The 17,571-nt window shown below is 33.1% G+C and carries 17 protein-coding genes; 5 read left to right on the forward strand and 12 right to left on the reverse strand.

Going from position 1 to position 17,571, the window contains the following annotated elements; all coding sequences use genetic code 11:
- Positions 1 to 105 precede the first annotated feature (105 nt).
- From D1815_RS17260 to D1815_RS17270, 3 genes are all read right to left on the reverse strand, one after another.
- Positions 106 to 606, reverse strand: coding sequence for a hypothetical protein (locus D1815_RS17260; protein ID WP_147404065.1), 501 nt, complete (start codon positions 604 to 606; stop codon positions 106 to 108).
- Positions 607 to 746: 140 nt separating this feature from the next.
- Positions 747 to 1,292 carry a hypothetical protein gene (locus D1815_RS17265; RefSeq protein WP_027394384.1) on the reverse strand — a complete coding sequence of 182 codons (546 nt, stop codon included), beginning with the start codon at positions 1,290 to 1,292 and terminating at the stop codon, positions 747 to 749.
- Positions 1,293 to 1,393: 101 nt separating this feature from the next.
- Complete coding sequence (locus D1815_RS17270; protein WP_118388497.1) at positions 1,394 to 3,082, reverse strand: ABC transporter ATP-binding protein; 1,689 nt, start codon at positions 3,080 to 3,082, stop codon at positions 1,394 to 1,396.
- Between the two features lie 127 nt (positions 3,083 to 3,209).
- Between D1815_RS17270 and D1815_RS17275 the strand changes: the two genes are divergently transcribed.
- Genes D1815_RS17275 through D1815_RS17290 form a run of 4 tightly spaced genes read left to right on the forward strand, consistent with a single transcriptional unit; the run spans position 3,210 to position 6,255 of the window.
- Complete coding sequence (locus D1815_RS17275; RefSeq protein WP_118388499.1) at positions 3,210 to 4,667, forward strand: PAS domain-containing sensor histidine kinase; 1,458 nt, start codon at positions 3,210 to 3,212, stop codon at positions 4,665 to 4,667.
- Between the two features lie 24 nt (positions 4,668 to 4,691).
- On the forward strand, positions 4,692 to 4,895 hold the full coding sequence (locus D1815_RS17280; protein ID WP_118388501.1) for a DUF4177 domain-containing protein: 204 nt from the start codon (positions 4,692 to 4,694) through the stop codon (positions 4,893 to 4,895).
- 16 nt (positions 4,896 to 4,911) lie between these two features.
- Positions 4,912 to 5,694 (forward strand): enoyl-CoA hydratase/isomerase family protein, encoded by a 783-nt coding sequence (locus D1815_RS17285; RefSeq protein WP_118388503.1) that lies wholly within the window; start codon positions 4,912 to 4,914, stop codon positions 5,692 to 5,694.
- Between the two features lie 6 nt (positions 5,695 to 5,700).
- Complete coding sequence (locus tag D1815_RS17290) at positions 5,701 to 6,255, forward strand: hypothetical protein (RefSeq protein WP_118388505.1); 555 nt, start codon at positions 5,701 to 5,703, stop codon at positions 6,253 to 6,255.
- Here the strand turns inward: D1815_RS17290 and nadD are convergent.
- The 9 genes from nadD to hemH form a co-directional block, all read right to left on the reverse strand.
- Positions 6,246 to 6,827 carry a nicotinate (nicotinamide) nucleotide adenylyltransferase gene (gene nadD / locus D1815_RS17295; RefSeq protein ID WP_118388508.1) on the reverse strand — a complete coding sequence of 194 codons (582 nt, stop codon included), beginning with the start codon at positions 6,825 to 6,827 and terminating at the stop codon, positions 6,246 to 6,248. The genes D1815_RS17290 and nadD overlap by 10 nt on opposite strands.
- Positions 6,828 to 6,840: 13 nt before the next feature.
- A complete protein-coding gene (gmk, locus tag D1815_RS17300; RefSeq protein ID WP_027394377.1) occupies positions 6,841 to 7,413 on the reverse strand; it encodes a guanylate kinase in 573 nt (190 codons plus the stop codon).
- A gap of 71 nt (positions 7,414 to 7,484) precedes the next feature.
- On the reverse strand, positions 7,485 to 8,351 hold the full coding sequence (locus D1815_RS17305) for a YicC/YloC family endoribonuclease (RefSeq protein ID WP_118388510.1): 867 nt from the start codon (positions 8,349 to 8,351) through the stop codon (positions 7,485 to 7,487).
- Between the two features lie 106 nt (positions 8,352 to 8,457).
- Positions 8,458 to 9,003 (reverse strand): GNAT family N-acetyltransferase, encoded by a 546-nt coding sequence (locus D1815_RS17310; protein ID WP_027394375.1) that lies wholly within the window; start codon positions 9,001 to 9,003, stop codon positions 8,458 to 8,460.
- Positions 9,004 to 9,024: 21 nt separating this feature from the next.
- Positions 9,025 to 9,576: a CopD family protein gene (locus tag D1815_RS17315; RefSeq protein WP_027394374.1), complete on the reverse strand. Its 552-nt coding sequence runs from the start codon at positions 9,574 to 9,576 to the stop codon at positions 9,025 to 9,027.
- 3 nt (positions 9,577 to 9,579) lie between these two features.
- On the reverse strand, positions 9,580 to 12,645 hold the full coding sequence (locus D1815_RS17320; RefSeq protein ID WP_233557488.1) for a glycosyl hydrolase: 3,066 nt from the start codon (positions 12,643 to 12,645) through the stop codon (positions 9,580 to 9,582).
- A 244-nt stretch (positions 12,646 to 12,889) separates the two neighbouring features.
- Positions 12,890 to 14,632, reverse strand: a complete 1,743-nt coding sequence (locus tag D1815_RS17325) for a CocE/NonD family hydrolase (protein WP_118388514.1) — start codon at positions 14,630 to 14,632, stop codon at positions 12,890 to 12,892.
- A gap of 104 nt (positions 14,633 to 14,736) precedes the next feature.
- Complete coding sequence (locus D1815_RS17330) at positions 14,737 to 16,125, reverse strand: MATE family efflux transporter (protein WP_118388516.1); 1,389 nt, start codon at positions 16,123 to 16,125, stop codon at positions 14,737 to 14,739.
- Complete coding sequence (hemH, locus tag D1815_RS17335; RefSeq protein ID WP_118388518.1) at positions 16,122 to 17,162, reverse strand: ferrochelatase; 1,041 nt, start codon at positions 17,160 to 17,162, stop codon at positions 16,122 to 16,124. The genes D1815_RS17330 and hemH overlap by 4 nt, the downstream gene beginning before the upstream one ends.
- 225 nt (positions 17,163 to 17,387) lie before the next feature.
- Here hemH and D1815_RS17340 point away from each other — a divergent pair, with 225 nt between their 5' ends.
- Positions 17,388 to 17,570 (forward strand): hypothetical protein, encoded by a 183-nt coding sequence (locus tag D1815_RS17340; protein WP_027394369.1) that lies wholly within the window; start codon positions 17,388 to 17,390, stop codon positions 17,568 to 17,570.
- The last annotated feature ends 1 nt before the right edge of the window (position 17,571 follow it).

Here is a 17,571-nt window from a genome sequence, read left to right on the forward strand (position 1 = left end):
TTTTAGATTAATTCTAAAAAAGCAAACCTTAATATGCAAGGCATATTAAGGTTGCAAAGTACAAATAAAGGGTAGCAAAGGATTATGCTGTCGACTTTATATTGACTAGTCCAGATTATAGAAAGATTGAAGGTCCTCAAAGTTTTCAAAATTGTCACTACTGGTTGCTGTACCTTCTATGATAACATATTTTAGTTTTGTTATTTGTGCGTTTAGCGGTCCCGAAGATGATAATGCGTATATAGTCAATGTATCGAGACTGTAGGTAAATGTTATGACTTCATCTGTACCATCTGAAAAAGGGAAATTATATGTCATAGGAAACCATATGTCATCTCCAAATAATTGAAAATAGACTAGTATTAACGAATTATCTAATATATCTTGATCAATGTCAGTATCTGTAATAACAAATTCATTTGCGGCCCCTCCAAGATAGGTTCCGGCTGACCATGTTACATTATCTACTGTTTTTACAAGTACATTAGCATTTCCGTCTTGACCTGCTGGACCAATGGCTCCATCGAGTCCATTTGCTCCATCTTCTCCATCACAAGAAGTTAATACTAAGGCAAAAGCCATTATTACATACGTTAAAAATTTCATTGTTGTTTTCATCATTTTAAGTTTAATGTTTGCTATTAGTGTAGGTTTATAGCAAGAGGTAAACATTTAGATTTAAAAAGACCTATTCAAGTGTTTTTGAATAGGTCTTTGGATAGGAAAGATATTTGACCAAATATGGATTATAAAGAAATAAGTTCTGTATTTTGATTGTCTATATAGATAGTCATCGATTTCTCTATAGTATTAGACGAACCATCTAATCCTCCAAAATCTTTTACAAGAAAAGAAAATGAGATACTTATTGATTCTCCATTAGTTACTAATTTTCCTGCCAAGATGTTCCCGGTTGTTGGATTAGTAGGATCACCATTCCAATAGATAGAGCTAGAAAGAAATGTAAGCGTAGTGGTTTCCCAAGGTGCAGGGATTTCTTCGGAAAACTCGATGTAATCATGTGGATATTGCCAAGAGATTCTCTCTACGCCACCAGTATCCGCTCCCGAAAAGATAAAATCATATGTTGTATCTGTGCGCAAGTTAAGTTGTATGCTAGAAAAATCATCATCTTGAGTAAATGTTCTATTAAAACCATCCCCAGAAATATTAAAGGAAAAAGTAGGAGTAGTTGTATCAGTTTCTGGAATGTCGGTTTCGCAAGAAATAAAGAATAATATTGCAATTGCTAAGACTATCTTTTTGATATTTTTTATGCTATTTGTTTTCATCACGTTAAGTTTTGTTATTTAAAACTTGGTGTGCTTATAAACAAATAAGTAAACATCATTGGTGATGATAATTCTTAAAAAGAAATGTTGTGGTAATTATATCAAATACCCTTTGGGATGGCATTGATGAGTTTTTTTGTGTATTCTTTTTTAGGGTTTTCGTAGATAATATCTGCATCACCTTGTTCTTCAATTTTACCTTGGTTCATAACCAATAATTGATCTGACATATACTTTACTACAGCAAGATCATGAGAAATAAATATATAAGTAAATCCAAATTTCTCTTTTAATTCATTTAATAAATTAAGAACTTGAGCCTGAACTGATATATCAAGAGCACTTACGGATTCATCGCAGATGATTAACTTTGGTTGAAGGGCTATGGTTCTGGCAATTCCAATCCTTTGACGCTGCCCGCCACTAAATTCGTGAGGATATCGATTAAAATATGAAGGATCCAGTCCAACTCTTTCTAAGAGGCTAATTGTTTCTTTTTTACGTTCAGTATCATCAGTGTATAATTTATGAGCTTTCATGGGTTCCATAATTGCCTTACCAATAGTCATTCTAGGGTTTAGTGAAGCAAATGGATCTTGAAATATCAATTGGATATCTTTTCTTAGAACTCGTATAGATGATGGAGAAAGTTCTGTTAGATCCTGACCTTTATATAAAATTTCTCCTTGGTCAGCTTTATCCAATTGAAGAATGGTATTTCCTAAAGTAGATTTTCCACATCCGGATTCTCCAACAAGACCTAGCGTTTCACCTTCGTATAACGAAAAACTAACTCCGTCAACTGCTCTGAACTCCTTTTTACCAAACCAACCAACTTTAGAGAAAAATGTTTTTTCTACATTTTTTACTTCTAGCAATGGTGTGTTGCTATATAATTCTTTATGATGCTCTTCTCTGTCTGTTTTGGTAATTTGTTGTCTTTCTTTTTTTTGATCGTTTAGATAATCTTGTATGGTCGGTAATCTTTTATACCTAATATCTAAAGATGGTCTTGCATAAATTAATGCTTTTGTGTATTCTTTTTGAGGGCTATTAAAGATTTCGGAAGTAGTATTCTGTTCTACCATTTTTCCTTTGTAAACTACTAAAACATTGTCAGCAATTTCAGAAACCAATGATAAATCATGAGAAATAAATAGAATACTCATTTTGTACTCTTTCTGAAGCTCTTTGAGTAAACTAATGATTTCTTTTTGCACTGTAACATCTAGTGCGGTAGTAGGTTCGTCGGCAATAAGTAGTTTCGGTTTACACGCAATTGCCATGGCAATCATTATACGTTGTTTTTGACCGCCACTTAGTTCATGAGGATAAGAATTATAGGCACGAACTTCATCTGGAAGTTTTACTTTTTCGAACAAAGAGAGTACTTCTTCTTTGGCTTCGGACTTGGTAAACTTAGTATGTTGTAATAAAATTTCTATAACCTGCTTGCCACATTTCATTGAAGGATTTAAAGAACTCATAGGTTCTTGAAAAATCATAGCAATTTCGTTACCACGGATAGAACGTAATTTTTTATCGTCAAAATCAAGTAAGTCATTATCACGGTAGAAAATTTTACCAGAAACTTTTGCTGTTTTTTTTGAAAGTAATCCCATAACTGCCAGAGAAGTAACTGATTTCCCACTACCGGATTCCCCAACTACACCGAGTATTTCGTTGGGCTTTATATCAAATGAAATATCATATAGTACCTGTATTTCTTTCTTTTCTGAAGAAAAAGAAACATTTAGGTTTTTGACAGAAAGTAAAGGCTCATTGTCCATAGTATCAAAACTAAGTAAATTTAGTCAATTACCTCCTATAAAACATAAGGTAGCTAGGTTATAATCTAGCGTTGTTTTAAAGTTTTTTTGGTGTGATATTTGTTATATTTACGTCTCAAAGAATACTATGAAGCTTACCAAACTCTCTCTTAGAACGAGGATTTTTATTTCTATGACCGTGTTAGTTCTGTTGGCTTCTGTATTGGTTGCGGCTATTACTGTATATCAATATAAAGAAGAAGCAGAAGAATATCATCGTGAGCGATTGGAAAGAAAGGAAGAACGGATTAAAATAGCTATAAATAATGCATTAAGTAGTACTACCTATCCTGTTACAGAAGAGAACGTTGCTCTAATTTTTAAAGAGAAGAAGAAAATCAATCAAATATCTCAAGAGCATACATTACCAATTAATATTTATAGTCTTTCTGGTAAATTATTGGTTAAATCCGAAGAGACTTTTGTTAATGATACAGTTGATAAACAGCTTAACCAACATATTGTCGACACTTTAGGTAGTGGATATGAAAAAAGATACCTAGGAGTTTCAGAAAAAAATGGAGAACATTTTTTATCCTCTTACACATATATCAAGGATTATAAATCAAAACCTTTAGCGATCCTTAATTTACCATACTTAGAAGATGATAATTTCTTTTCTCGTGAATTATGGGAATCTCTTACAAGATTAGGTCAAGTGTATTTATTAATGCTTTTAATTGCAATAGTTTTAGCTTATTTTTTATCAAAATACATAACTAGATCTCTAAAAACTATTTCTGATACAATAGATCAGACCCGTTTAGATAAACGTAATAAGAGAATAAGAATAGGTGATTCTAGTGATGAGATTTATTCACTTGTGAATGCCTATAATAGTATGATCGATGAATTAGAAGAAAGTGCGGCAATGTTGGCTAAAAGTGAGCGGGAAGCCGCTTGGAGAGAAATGGCAAAACAAGTAGCTCATGAAATTAAAAACCCACTTACTCCTATGAGATTGACTGTTCAAAGTTTTGAGCGTAAGTTTGATCCTAACGATCCTACTATTGAGAAAAAAGTAAAAGAATATAGTGATACATTAATCCAACAAATTGATACTATGAGTTCAATAGCTTCGGCATTTTCTAATTTTGCTCAAATGCCAGCGCAGAAAAGTGAAACTTTGGATGTTGTAAAAATTGTGGGGTTGGCTTTGGATATTTTTAATGAACATTACATTGTTTTTCCATCAGAAAAAGAAGAAATTATTGCCAAGTTTGATAGAACCCAATTAATACGTGTGGTAACAAATTTGGTAAAAAATGCAATACAAGCAATATCAGAGGATCATACTCCGAAAATTATGGTAAATGTATTTACAGAAAAAGATGATGTTGTGATTACGGTTGCTGATAATGGAGTTGGGATTACTGAAGAAAACAAAAAGAAAATATTCGAACCCAAATTTACAACCAAAAGTAGTGGTATGGGGTTAGGACTGGGTATGGTTAAAAATATTGTGGAAACGTATAACGGAAGTATTACCTTTACATCTCAAGAAGGAAAGGGAACAGTTTTTAAAGTGAAATTCCCAAAATTGTAATACGAATATATTAACGAAAAAATCATGAAAGAGTATAAATTAGAATCTTTGATTTACTATTCAAAACTTACCTTGGATAAAGAACATATCTTAAAATCTTCTTCCAAAGATATTCAGGAAAAATTAGATCTTTATGCTAAAGATGGATGGAGATTGGTATCTACGGATGTCGAAGATTTTGGAGTGGGAATGTACTTCTATTTGTACTTCGAAAGAGATTTAAAATAATAAATAAACAATATAAATAATGTATAATAATATTCTCACAACTCACAATAGTGGTATAACAACGATTACCATTAATCGTCCATCAAAATTAAATGCATTAAATAAGGAAACAATTCAGGAATTACATGATGCGTTTGATGAGGCAAATAAAGATGTTAAAACGAAAGCAATTATTATAACCGGAAGCGGAGAAAAAGCTTTTGTAGCAGGTGCTGATATTAGCGAATTTGCTGATTTTTCTGTTGATCAAGGAGGTCAATTGGCGGCCAAAGGACAAGAATTACTTTTTGATTTTGTTGCGAATTTATCAACACCGGTAATTGCAGCTGTAAATGGTTTTGCACTTGGTGGTGGATTGGAGCTAGCTATGTCCGCACATTTTAGAATTGCAAGCGATAATGCTAAAATGGGATTGCCAGAAGTGTCTTTAGGGGTAATACCGGGATATGGAGGGACCCAGCGTTTACCTCAATTGGTTGGTAAAGGAAGAGCTATGGAAATGATTATGACAGCAGGAATGATCGATGCTAATCAGGCTTTAAATTATGGATTGGTAAATCATGTTGTTTTACAAGAAGAATTGTTACCGCTTGCAGAAAAGTTGGCAAGTAAAATTATGAGAAATTCGTCGGTAGCTATAGGTGCTGCAATTAATGCGGTGAATGCGGCTTATGAAGATGGTGTGAATGGTTTTAAAACAGAAATAAAAGAGTTTGGCAATTGCTTTGGAACAGAGGATTTTAAAGAAGGAACTACGGCGTTTTTAGAAAAAAGAAAAGCTGATTTTCCTGGGGAATAAGTTGTTATGGAAAGAAAAGGTTTCTTCCTAGTTGTAATTACTTTATTTTATATTTCATTTGTTTCTGGCCAAGATAAATCAAGAGTAAATTCAAAATCTCAAGATAGCATTACAGAAATGGGGTATAGGACAAATTCTCGTTCTACTACCTATAAACGATTTTCGGCACGAGTTGGTGCAGGTGTTCAGAATTCTTTTTATTCAGAAATTGGATTATCAAGACATACCTGCACTTATAGTGATGTTGGTTTTTTTTCTAACGATTATTATGTTGCTATAGAATGGACTCCCATAAGTGGTAATGATGTTTATGGAGTAAAAATAGGATATGAAATAAATATGATCCCTTTACTAAATCTTGGTGTAGAGGGAAAATACCAAACTAATTTTGACACTAATGATTTTGTAATTACCCCTAAGATTGGTCTAGGTATTTTCGGTGATGTAAATATATTTTATGGTTACAATATATCAACTAATGGAAATCCATTTCCTGATATAGGAACACATCAATTCTCTGTAGTTCTTAATTTACATAAGAATTTTTTAGGTTATCTGTAGAAATTCATTTCATCAATATATTCCCACACTTCTTTGGATAATAGTGGTCTGATGTTTTTGTCTTCAGAAATGGCTTTTCGTATAAAGGTTGAAGAAATTTCCATAATAGGGGCATTGACTTTTTGAATCTTAATATGATTCTTGAATTGATGATCCGTTATGCCTTCAGAAATTCGAGGATATACATAAACATTGTGATTTTCTAGAATAACCTCGTAGTTTTTCCATTTATGGAAGCTTTTAAGGTTGTCCTCTCCCATAATCAAATTGAATTGATGGTTATCATACTTTTCTTGTAGATGTGCTAATGTGTGAACTGTATAATTTGGCTGAGGTAGTTTAAATTCAATATCACTTGGTTTTAGTTTAGGATAGGATTCGGTAGCTCTATATACCATTTCTAATCTATGAATATTATCCAATAGGGAGCTCTTCTTTTTAAAAGGGTTATGAGGTGTTACGACCATCCATATTTCATCAAGATCAGAATATTCTGCCATATGATTCGCAATAGCCAAGTGACCCACATGAATAGGGTTAAATGTTCCGAAGTATAAACCTATCTTTTTCATTAGAAATCTATATTTATCCTAAAATAAATTTTTTGACTAGTTGTAACACTTCTGCTTTTGCTTTTTCTAAATCATCATTGGTAACGATAGCATCAAACTGTGGAGCAGTAGCTAATTCAGTAGACGCTTTGGCAACTCGCATATTGATTTTATCTTCTGATTCAGTTTTACGTTTTTTAAGGCGAATTTTTAATTCTTCAATACTTGGTGGTTTTACAAAAATAGCTAGTGTACGATCAGGATAGATTCTTTTAATATCTAATCCTCCAACTACATCAATATCAAAAATTACATGCTTTCCTTTGTCCCAGATACGTTGCACTTCTTTTTTTAGGGTGCCGTAAAAATTATCTCGGTATACTTCTTCCCATTCTAAAAACTCATCTGCTTTGATTTTGTCTTTAAACTCTCTTAAAGAAAGAAAATAATAATCTTTTCCGTGTACTTCTGCACCTCGCGGTTCTCTAGAAGCAGCAGAAATAGAAAAATCTAAATTTAATTCTTCTTTATGTAGTAAATATTTAACTAAAGTAGTTTTTCCACTGCCTGATGGTGCAGACAATACTATAAGTTTTCCTTGTTTCATCTATATAAATTTTACCAGAAGGGTAAAGGATTATGTAAATCCACTTTTTTATAAAATATAGTCCTAAATCGCTATAAAATATTTAGCAACTGTTCTTTGATTTTTTCTAATTCATCTTTCATCTGAACTACCAGTTGTTGCATTGGAGCATAATTAGATTTACTTCCAATAGTATTAATCTCTCGACCAATTTCTTGTGTAATGAATCCTAATTTTTTACCATTAGAATCTTTAGTATTTATAGTGGTAGTAAAGTATTCTAAATGGTTGGCAAGTCGTACTTTTTCTTCTGTGATATCAAATTTTTCTAAATAATATACCAATTCTTGTTCAAAACGATTTTCGTCAACTTGTTCCTTTAATTCAGAGACTGCTTTGTGTAAACGTTCTCTAACTACTTCGATACGCTCTGGATCAATTGCAATTACTTTTTCAAGTAAATCCCCAATGTTTTTAACGCGAGTAATAAAATCCTTTTCTAAAGCTTTTCCTTCATCAAGCCTATAGTTTTCTATAGCTTTAAGAGCATCAGATAAACCTCCTTTTATAGCTTCAAATTCCTTTTTGTCAACTTCTGCACGTTCTGTTTTTAAAGCATCTGGCATTCGAACGGCCATTTTTATCAACTCTAATTCTTCTTGCTTTGCATAAACAGAGATAGAACCTAGTTGTTTCATGTAATCTTTTACAATAGATTCATTAATTTTAGTTGAGTTTTCTTCTCCAGTTACTTCTACATATAAACTAAAGTCTACTTTACCTCTTTCTAAGGTTTTAGCAATGGTTTTACGCATTTCCAGCTCTTTTTCGCGATATTGAGAAGGTATTCTAGCGTTTAGGTCTAAGTTTTTGCTGTTTAAAGATTTTACCTCAATAGTAATTTTCTTTGTAGGAAGTTGAAGGATAGACTTCCCAAAACCTGTCATTGATTTGATCATATGCTTATATCAGTACTGGATTAAAAAATTACACGAAGATACATAAAAGTAGTGAGGTGAAGCTCTTGAGAATGATTTTAGGCGTGATCTAGATGATTTTTAGTAGCTATACCTCTCTGTACATAATAATTTTATCAATATATACATCTTTTTCTAGAAAGAAATTAGGAATAATACCTGATTGTGTAAAGCCAGTTTTCTTATATAAAGCAATTCCAGATTGATTACTTTCATATACTTCTAACCAAATTACTTTTAATATTTCGTTTTGATGTGCCCAATCTATTGCGTTTTGAAGCAATAATGTTCCAATGCCTTGATTTTGCCACTGCGTATGAATTCCCATTCCGATCATTCCAGTATGTTCCATTTTTTTTCGCCAACTTCCTGTGAGATCTATATTTCCGATCATTACATCATCACATAAGGCTACCAAAATAATACTGTTTTTCTCTGACTGAAACCTTTCTATAAAATCTCTCTCTTGATCAATGTCATTTGGATATTCGTTTTCGAATAAAGGGAGCGTCTCAGTATTTTTTAGATATTGAAGTTTTAGTTTTAATAAATTTGACGCATCATCAGATACTGCTTGTCTTATTGTGACAGTATGATTATTTTTTATTGAATATGTTTTTGGGAAAAAGCTCAATTGTAATGGGAAACTATATTTTTAAGCATTTGGATTTTTTTCTCTTATTCTTTTGTAAAACTTTATTCCAAGCATTAATAAAATAGCAAGCAATAGAATACCAACAACTCCATAAATCCAATTAACTGCATCTCTAACAATTACTAAAAATATAACAGCAAAGAGTATAATGGTAGCTCCTTCATTCCATAACCTCATTTGATTAGAGGTCCATGTAACAACACCAATTTGTAGTTGTTTGAATATCTGATGGCTTTTAAGATGGTATATAATTAGTAAAACAACAAACCCTAGTTTTACGTGCATCCAAGGAAGATCTAAAAGCATAGGCCTTAAAATCAAAAGACAAATGGCAAAAGTTGTTGCTAATATCGCTGATGGCCATGTGATAATATACCATAAGCGTTTAGCCATTAATTTTAGTTGATTACCTAAAATCTCTTTATCAGGAGAAGGTTTTTGAGAGGCTTCGATTTGATAAATAAACAATCTAGGGATATAGAAAAGCCCTGCAAACCATGTAATAACAAAGATTAGGTGCAGGGCTTTTATATAGTTATAGTATTCTTGCATGTATTACTCTACAAAAAGATAATTAAGCTGCAAGGTATTGAATTCTGAGTTAAAGCTTTTTATTTCTTCCGAAATTAATTTATCAAAAGAGTTTAGTTGCTCGTTAATCTGTTTTGTAAGTTCATTTTTTACAGCTATATCTTGTGCTGTTGGTCCAAAATCTCCCATTCCTACTAATGAGTTTAAATGCCCTAGTTTATTGGTCAATTTTATAGGAAAATTTAAAGGGTCCTGACCACTTCGGTTTTTAGTTTGATATAGCGCTTTCTCAATTTCTCCAAACTGCTTTTGTAAATCTTTAGCTTTAGTAACTAAATCCTTTGTCTTGTCATCATCCTTATATTGTTTCGAGAAAGATTTTAATTGATTGTTGATCTTCCTTATTTTTTTGATGGACTGATGTGCTTTGTCTACCATTTCATTTACGCTAGTAATAAAATCGAATTGCTGTTGCATTTGTTGCGCTGTAGCTTCTGCTCTTGGATCTGCCAAAATGGTGAACGGTTGCGAAACTTCTTTTCCATTTACATTTAAGCTTACCTTATAATTTCCAGGAACAGCTTTAGGACCATCAAGATTTGCCCACCATAAAATCATTCCTTTTAATTTTTCTGCACCATCACCACGCATATTCCAGTTAAATTGATTGGATCCTTTTTTTAGATCACTTAATTTATCTTTTTTCTCTTTTGCTTTAGTACTAAAAGATTTGATAGTATCGCCTTTAGTATTAAAATATGTTAATGAAACGGTATCTTTTTCTTTATCAAAGTTTTTAAGGTTAAAATAAGTAATTACACCGCTAGGATGATTGGTTCCTTCGGTTTTAGAACCTTTTCTTCCACCACCACGCATTCTATATGTGTTTTTAGGTTTGAATAGGATGTTTTCTTGAGTTTTTAAACTATTACTAAGTTGATGTAATACGGTAAGATCATCGATGATCCAAAGACTTCGACCTTGCGTTGCCACTATCAAATTATTGTCTTTAATGACAAGGTCTGTTATTGGTACAATAGGAAGATTTAATTGAAACGGTTTCCAGCTTATTCCATCGTTAAAAGAAATGTACATTCCTGTTTCTGTACCGGCGTATAATAGTCCTTTTCGTTTTGGATCTGCACGAAGTACACGTGTAAAATGTTCACCAGCTATTCCACTAGTAATTTTAGTCCAAGATTGTCCATAATTTGTAGTTTTATAAAGATATGGAGCAAAATCCCCGGACTTATAACGAGTACCTGCAATATAACAAGTTCCCTCGTCAAAACTACTAGGTTCTATGCTATTGATCATCATCCATTCTGGCATCCCTTTTGGAGTCACATTACTCCAGTTTTTTCCACCATCTTTACTTACATGAACTAATCCATCATCACTTCCGGTCCATAATAATCCTTCTTTTATAGGACTTTCAGCAGCAGCAAAAATAGTACAGTAATATTCAACAGATGTATTATCTTGAGTAATTGGACCTCCAGAAGATTTAAGTTTGCTTGGGTCATTTCTAGTAAGATCAGGGCTAATTACTTTCCAGCTTTGACCTTCATTTTCGGTTACGTGAACCTGATTTGAAAAAGTATATAATCTATTTGGATTGTGTTTTGAAAACATAATCGGAAAATTCCATTGAAAACGATATTTCATGTCTTCTGCTCCATGCCCCATTGGGTTGTCTGGCCAAACACTAATAGATCTTACGGTTTCGGTTTTATGATTTACTCTAGTTAAGAACCCGTCGTAACTACCTCCATAAACGATGTCATTATCTTTTGGGTCTATAGCAATGTGTGCAGATTCTCCTCCTGCTGTAGATTCCCAATCATCTTCAGAAATAGACCAACCTGTGCTTCTGTGATTAATTCTAATAGTAGAATTATCTTGTTGCGCTGCATAAATTCTATAAGGAAAACTATTATCGGTGGTAACTCTGTAAAATTGAGAAGTTGGCTGATTATGGTATGTACTCCAAGTTTCACCACCGTCATAAGTGATCTGCGCACCACCATCATCACCAATAACCATTCGTTTAGGATTTTCTGGAGCGATCCATAAATCATGATGATCGCCGTGTGGTGCTCTAAAACTACTAAAGTTTTTTCCACCATCTTTACTTTTATGGTAAGATACGTTAACTACATATACGACATCTTTGTCTTTTGGATCAGCGTAAATACGAGAATAATACCAAGCACGTTGACGAAGACTGCGATCACTATTAAGTTGACTCCAAGTTTCGCCGCCGTCATCACTTCTATAAACACCACCTTTTTCCTTATTTTCTACAATTGCCCATACTCTTTCACTATTAACAGGAGAAACGGTAACTCCCATAATCCCTAAGGTGTCTTTTGCAAAACCTTTGTTTTTAGATATTTCTTTCCAATTTTTTCCACTATCTGTACTTTTCCATAGTGCAGAACCATTACCTCCAGAGCTTAAGCTGTAAGGTGTTCTTCTTGCATTCCAAGTCGATGCATACAGAATTCTAGGATTATTAGGATCTAATGTTAGATCCACTGCACCAGCATTTTGATTAGCAAATAATACTTTATTCCAAGTCTTTCCACCATCAATACTTTTATAAACACCGCGATCTTGAGTAGGTTTATAAATATTTCCTAGAACACCGGCATATACAATATCTGGATTGGTTGGGTGTATCGCTATTCTTGGAATATGCCTACTTTTAGGAAGACCAGATTGGTTCCAAGTTTTTCCAGCGTCTACGCTTTTCCATACTCCATAACCAGAAGATACATTTCCGCGAAGTGTTTTTTCACCACCACCAACATAAATAACATTAGGATCACTTTTAGAAACAGAAATAGAACCAATCGATCCTCCGAAAAAACCATCAGATATATTTTCCCAGGTACGTCCACCGTCGGTTGTCTTCCATACACCACCACCAGTGGCTCCAAAATAAAAAAGATTTGGTTTTCCAGGAACACCTGTTACAGCGGCACTTCGACCTCCTCTAAAAGGACCAACTAATCGATATTCTAATGCATCGTATAGTTCCTCGTTAAATGTTTGCGCGTTTAATGATGAAAAATTGCCAATCATAAGAATAGCAATCAGAGTAAGTGTAAAAATTCTTGAGTACATTTAGTTGAGTTTAGAGATTATGCCTTAGTACATAAAAATTCATAATTAGTAGATTTGATGGTCTACTAAAATCTGGAATAAATGGCTATTGAGAAAGATTTTCACGTAATTTTAACCTTAGTTGATTCAATTGCTATTTTTGATAATATGATTTCAAACCGATTTATACTAATGTTAATCTGTTTTAGAAGAATTTCCTAGATTACTTTTTACTATTTATAGGGATCTTTATGTAACTGGGGTTTTCTGGAGAATGATAAATTGTAATTTCTGCTTTTTTAGCATCTTCTTTTGTTTCCAGCGAAACGTCTTTGCCAGAGTTATAATTTTTTTGTAAATACTTAGAGTTTATAGAATTGATAGAAAAAATAAATCTACTTCCTTTTTTTAATTCAAGAGCTGTGATAAACGGTGTATCAAATTTACAGAAGAAGACTTCATCAGGCACTGCTAATTTTGGTTGATTCAATCCCTCGCGATATCTTAACCGAAGCATATCAGATCCTATATATTTAACTTGGCCAACTTCATTAACTACGTTTAGTGAAACTTGTAGATCTGTATCTGGAACATCTAAAGATATATATAGCCCTACTTCGAATCTTCCGATTATTGTGGTGGTGTTATCTAGTTTATTAGAGACATATAGTATTCTTCCTTTTTCTTCTATTGGTATCGGTGCTGTATAGTAATCCGATCCCGAATAACTTGCTGTATTTTCCGTATCCAAAGGATCATATGCAATAATATCAGTGTCAGGCACTGAGGATATTTGGGGTGAAAGATGTCCCGGATCAATTAATAATTTTGCATCAGAATTTGGACTAGATAAGTAGTAAGTGATCGTGTCATTTGAAATAGCATCCATTTGATTGGCGTACATCCACTTGTTTTGGCCCATTATATAATAGTTTACCCGATCTTTTAAGAACCTTGGTTTTTTCTCATTTTTGAGTGTCCAATTAAACCATTCCAAATGGAGTTTTTTCATATCCAGTTTAGAATCACTTCCGAAGGTAAGACCTCCCAATTCCGTTTCTGGTTTACGTGTGCCGGCATGAGACCAAGGTCCAAAAATTAAATAATGATTGGTTTTACCCGCTGGATTTCCGTATTTCATATGATCTTCATAATAGGTCATTGCACCTGGTTGGTCAGCATCAAAAGCTCCTGTTATGGTAAGAATAGGTAGATCAAATGATTCATATTCTTTTGGAGTAGGATAAAAATTTTGCCAGTATTCATCAAAATCTGGATGAGAAATCCAGGTTTGAAAAACGGGATTACGTTTGTTTAGTGCTAGGAGATCCCAATCTTTATATGGAATAAACTCTTTATATTTTTTAGTCGCTTTATTACTCCAAAAAGTTCCATTATTAAACAAATTGTTATTTCTACTTTTACCACCTGTAAAATTTAACCATTGTAGAGCATAGTTACTAAATATTCCATCATATTTTGGAAAGTCAATACCTGGTCCAACTGCTGCAGTGGGGACAATGGTTTTAAGTGCTGTTGGTTTATTCTTTAAGGTCATCCATTGGACCATACCTCGATACGACCCTCCCATCATACCAATGTTTCCATTACACCAATCCTGTTGACTTATCCATTGGACGGCATCATAACCGTCCATCCCATCTTTTTCAAATGGTCTATATTCTCCTTCAGAATTTCCTCTACCTCTAAGATCGAGTGTAATAAAGACATAACCCTCCTTGGCAAAGTACATTCCTCTTTCAACTGCCTCATCATTAACATATGGTGTATATATAAGTATTACCGGATACGATTTTTTAGTAGTGTTAGGAAAATAGATGTTTGCAGATAGTTTGATACCATCCCTCATCGGAATATTTTGATAGAGTTTTATGTCTATATCCTGTGTGTAAACTGACGTCCAATTAATAAATACCAGAATAATAATGACGAAGGTTTGTTTCATTCAATACATTTTTTATTATTGATAACAATGTTGTAAAGGATATTTCAAAACTAAAATCTAAATATAGAAAATAAAATATTTGATTTATCTAGTGCTTATATTAATTAAACATTTTTTGGAAGCACCAAAGTTTTTCTAACCTCTCTATTTAAGTAATATCCCGTAAGAATTGTAGAGAGTACATCGGCTATAGGGAACGCAATCCAAACTCCAAAAATTCCAAAAAATGTAGGTAATAATAGGATAAGTGGAATTAAAAAGAAGCCTTGTTTTGTCAAGCTTAGCAATAGTGCAGGGATTACTTTTCCTATAGACTGAAAATATGCTGATCCTATAAGTTGTACAATGATTACAGGAGTTGCAAGAAAAACAATTCGTAATGCTGAAGGAGTCCTATTTAGGATCTCTTTGTTATTTGCAAGTGTTTCAGGATCTAATGATTCTTTAGTGCTCACAAAAATAGAGATAAACTGTTGCGGGAAAACCATGATAATGGTAAATATTAAAATAGCTAGTATTCCTCCATAAGTGATAGACGTATTAATAGATTCTCGGACACGTTGAAATTTCTCTGCTCCATAATTATATCCGGCAATTGGCATAAATCCTTGATTAACACCAATTACAGGGAATAAAGCAAACATCAGTACTGTTCTGATAATTCCGTAAGATGCGATATCTAATTCATCACCATAATTACCAAGTACATTATTTAATAGAATTCCCAAAACAGCAATGGTGCCCTGTCTGGCTAAGGTTACAAAGCTTAAACCACTTATTTCATTTACAATTTTCTTTTTTAGTTTTATGCATTCTAGATTTAATCTTAGTTCGCTTTTAGCAACAAAAAACCATAGTATAAATCCAAAGCAAATAGCATAGCTAATAAAAGTGGCCCAGGCTGCTCCTTCCATTCCATATCCCAAAACATTAATTAAAATATAATCTAGAAAAATATTACCTATAGCTGGTAATATCATAGCGACCATCGCAAATTTTGGTTTGCCTTCTGCGCGAATTACATTATTACCCATCATAGACATGGATAACATCACAATACCATACAGAACAATTTTATAGTATACAAGAGCGTATTCTTTAAAAGATTCTTCGGCCCCCAGAAAACCAATAAAAAAATCTTGAAATAATAATCCAATTAATGCTAATGAACCAGAAATTAAAAAAGTAAGTGTCGTCTGATTTCCAAAAACCCTTAATGCTTTATCTTGATCTCCAGATCCTAATGCCCTTGATAAAACGGAACTGCCTCCAATACCTATTGCTAAACCAATAGCTCCTATAAAAAAAGTAAAAGGAAGAACTACTTGTACTGCCGAAATTGCTAACCCGCCTATCCAGTTTCCTAAAAAAGCAGTATCAACGATCATGTTTAGTGACATGACTAATATTCCTATGGATGCAGGAACAGCTTGCTGTATTAAGAGTTTCCCAATGGGTTGTGTTCCTAAAGCTTCAGAGCTTGTTTTTGTCATTTTAGAACTGGGGTTTTGGCTTCAGTCCACTCATTAACCCAATTCCCCAAAACATCAGACCAATCATCACGATCATTAAGACAAGGGATTGTAGTGAATTCTTTACCACCAACTTCGTGAAAAATTTCTTCGCCTTCCATGGCTATTTCTTCAAGTGTTTCTAAACAATCAGAAACGAATGCCGGAGTAACAATTGCCATTTTTTTAATTCCTTCTTTTCCCATTCTTTCGATAGTTCTATCTGTATAAGGTTGTAACCAAGGATCGAAACCTAATCTAGATTGAAATGATGTAGAATATGTGCCATTCTTTAGCCCTAATTTTTTAGCTACTTGTACAGTTGTCATTTCACATTGGTGACGATAACAAAATTCGTGTTGTACGGATCCTTTTTTAAAACAACATTTCCCATCCATTTTACAGTTTCCGTTACTAACATCGCTTTTTCTTATATGTCTTTCTGGAACTCCATGATAGCTAAATAGAAGATGTTCATAGTCTAAATCTTTAATTTTTTCAGCAATACTATTAGACAATACTTCAATATATTCCTTCTTATCATAAAATGCAGGAATATCCGTAAATTTCATTTGCGGAAAATGCTCCTTTCGTAATTCTTCGGCAAGTACTAAAATAGTTTCGGTGGTTGCCATTGCAAATTGGGGATACAAAGGAATTATTAGAACTTCGTCCACTCCTTTGTCATGTAATTCTTGTAATCCTTTTTTGATGTTTAGAGATCCATATCTCATTGCTAACCCAACAGGAATTGAAGTTCGCTCAGCTACTTTTTTCTGTAGTCTTTCAGAAAGAACAATAAGCGGAGAACCTTCATCCCACCATATTTTTTTATAAGCTGCTGCGGATTTTTTTGGACGTGTATTAAGGATTATACCTTTAACCAATAAAGTTCTTGCCCATAATGGTACATCTATAACACGGGGATCCATTAAAAATTCGCCAAGATATTTCTTTACATCTTTTGGATCCGTACTATCAGGGGATCCTAAATTGACAAGAAGTACTCCTTTACTCATAATTTTTCTTTTTCGAGAGGTAAAAATACAAACTATTCTATGGATAGATCATAAAATTATAATAAGACTTATTGATAGCATGATTGTTGATAATATGCTGAAATAAATGTATAAGACGCTCATGTTTTTTGTTGTTTGTAAATTTTATTGGCAAGTTAAATTATTATAAACAAGGAACTCTCAGATAATATTTTCTTATTTTTATAATATCAAAAAAGCATTGAGATGAAACGTATTATTGTAGACGTAGAAAAGGATAAATTACCCTTTATCCTAGAATTGTTGGAGCATTTCGAGTTTGTATCCGTATTAGGAGGTGCGGATGAGGATGATAAGGGAATGTATGATTCTATAGTTTCTTTACAAAAAGGAGAAGGAATTCCTGTTAAGGAACCATTAGACCAATAAG

The sequence above is a fragment of the Aquimarina sp. AD1 genome, assembly GCF_003443695.1.
GTDB classification, from domain to species: Bacteria; Bacteroidota; Bacteroidia; order Flavobacteriales; family Flavobacteriaceae; genus Aquimarina; species Aquimarina latercula.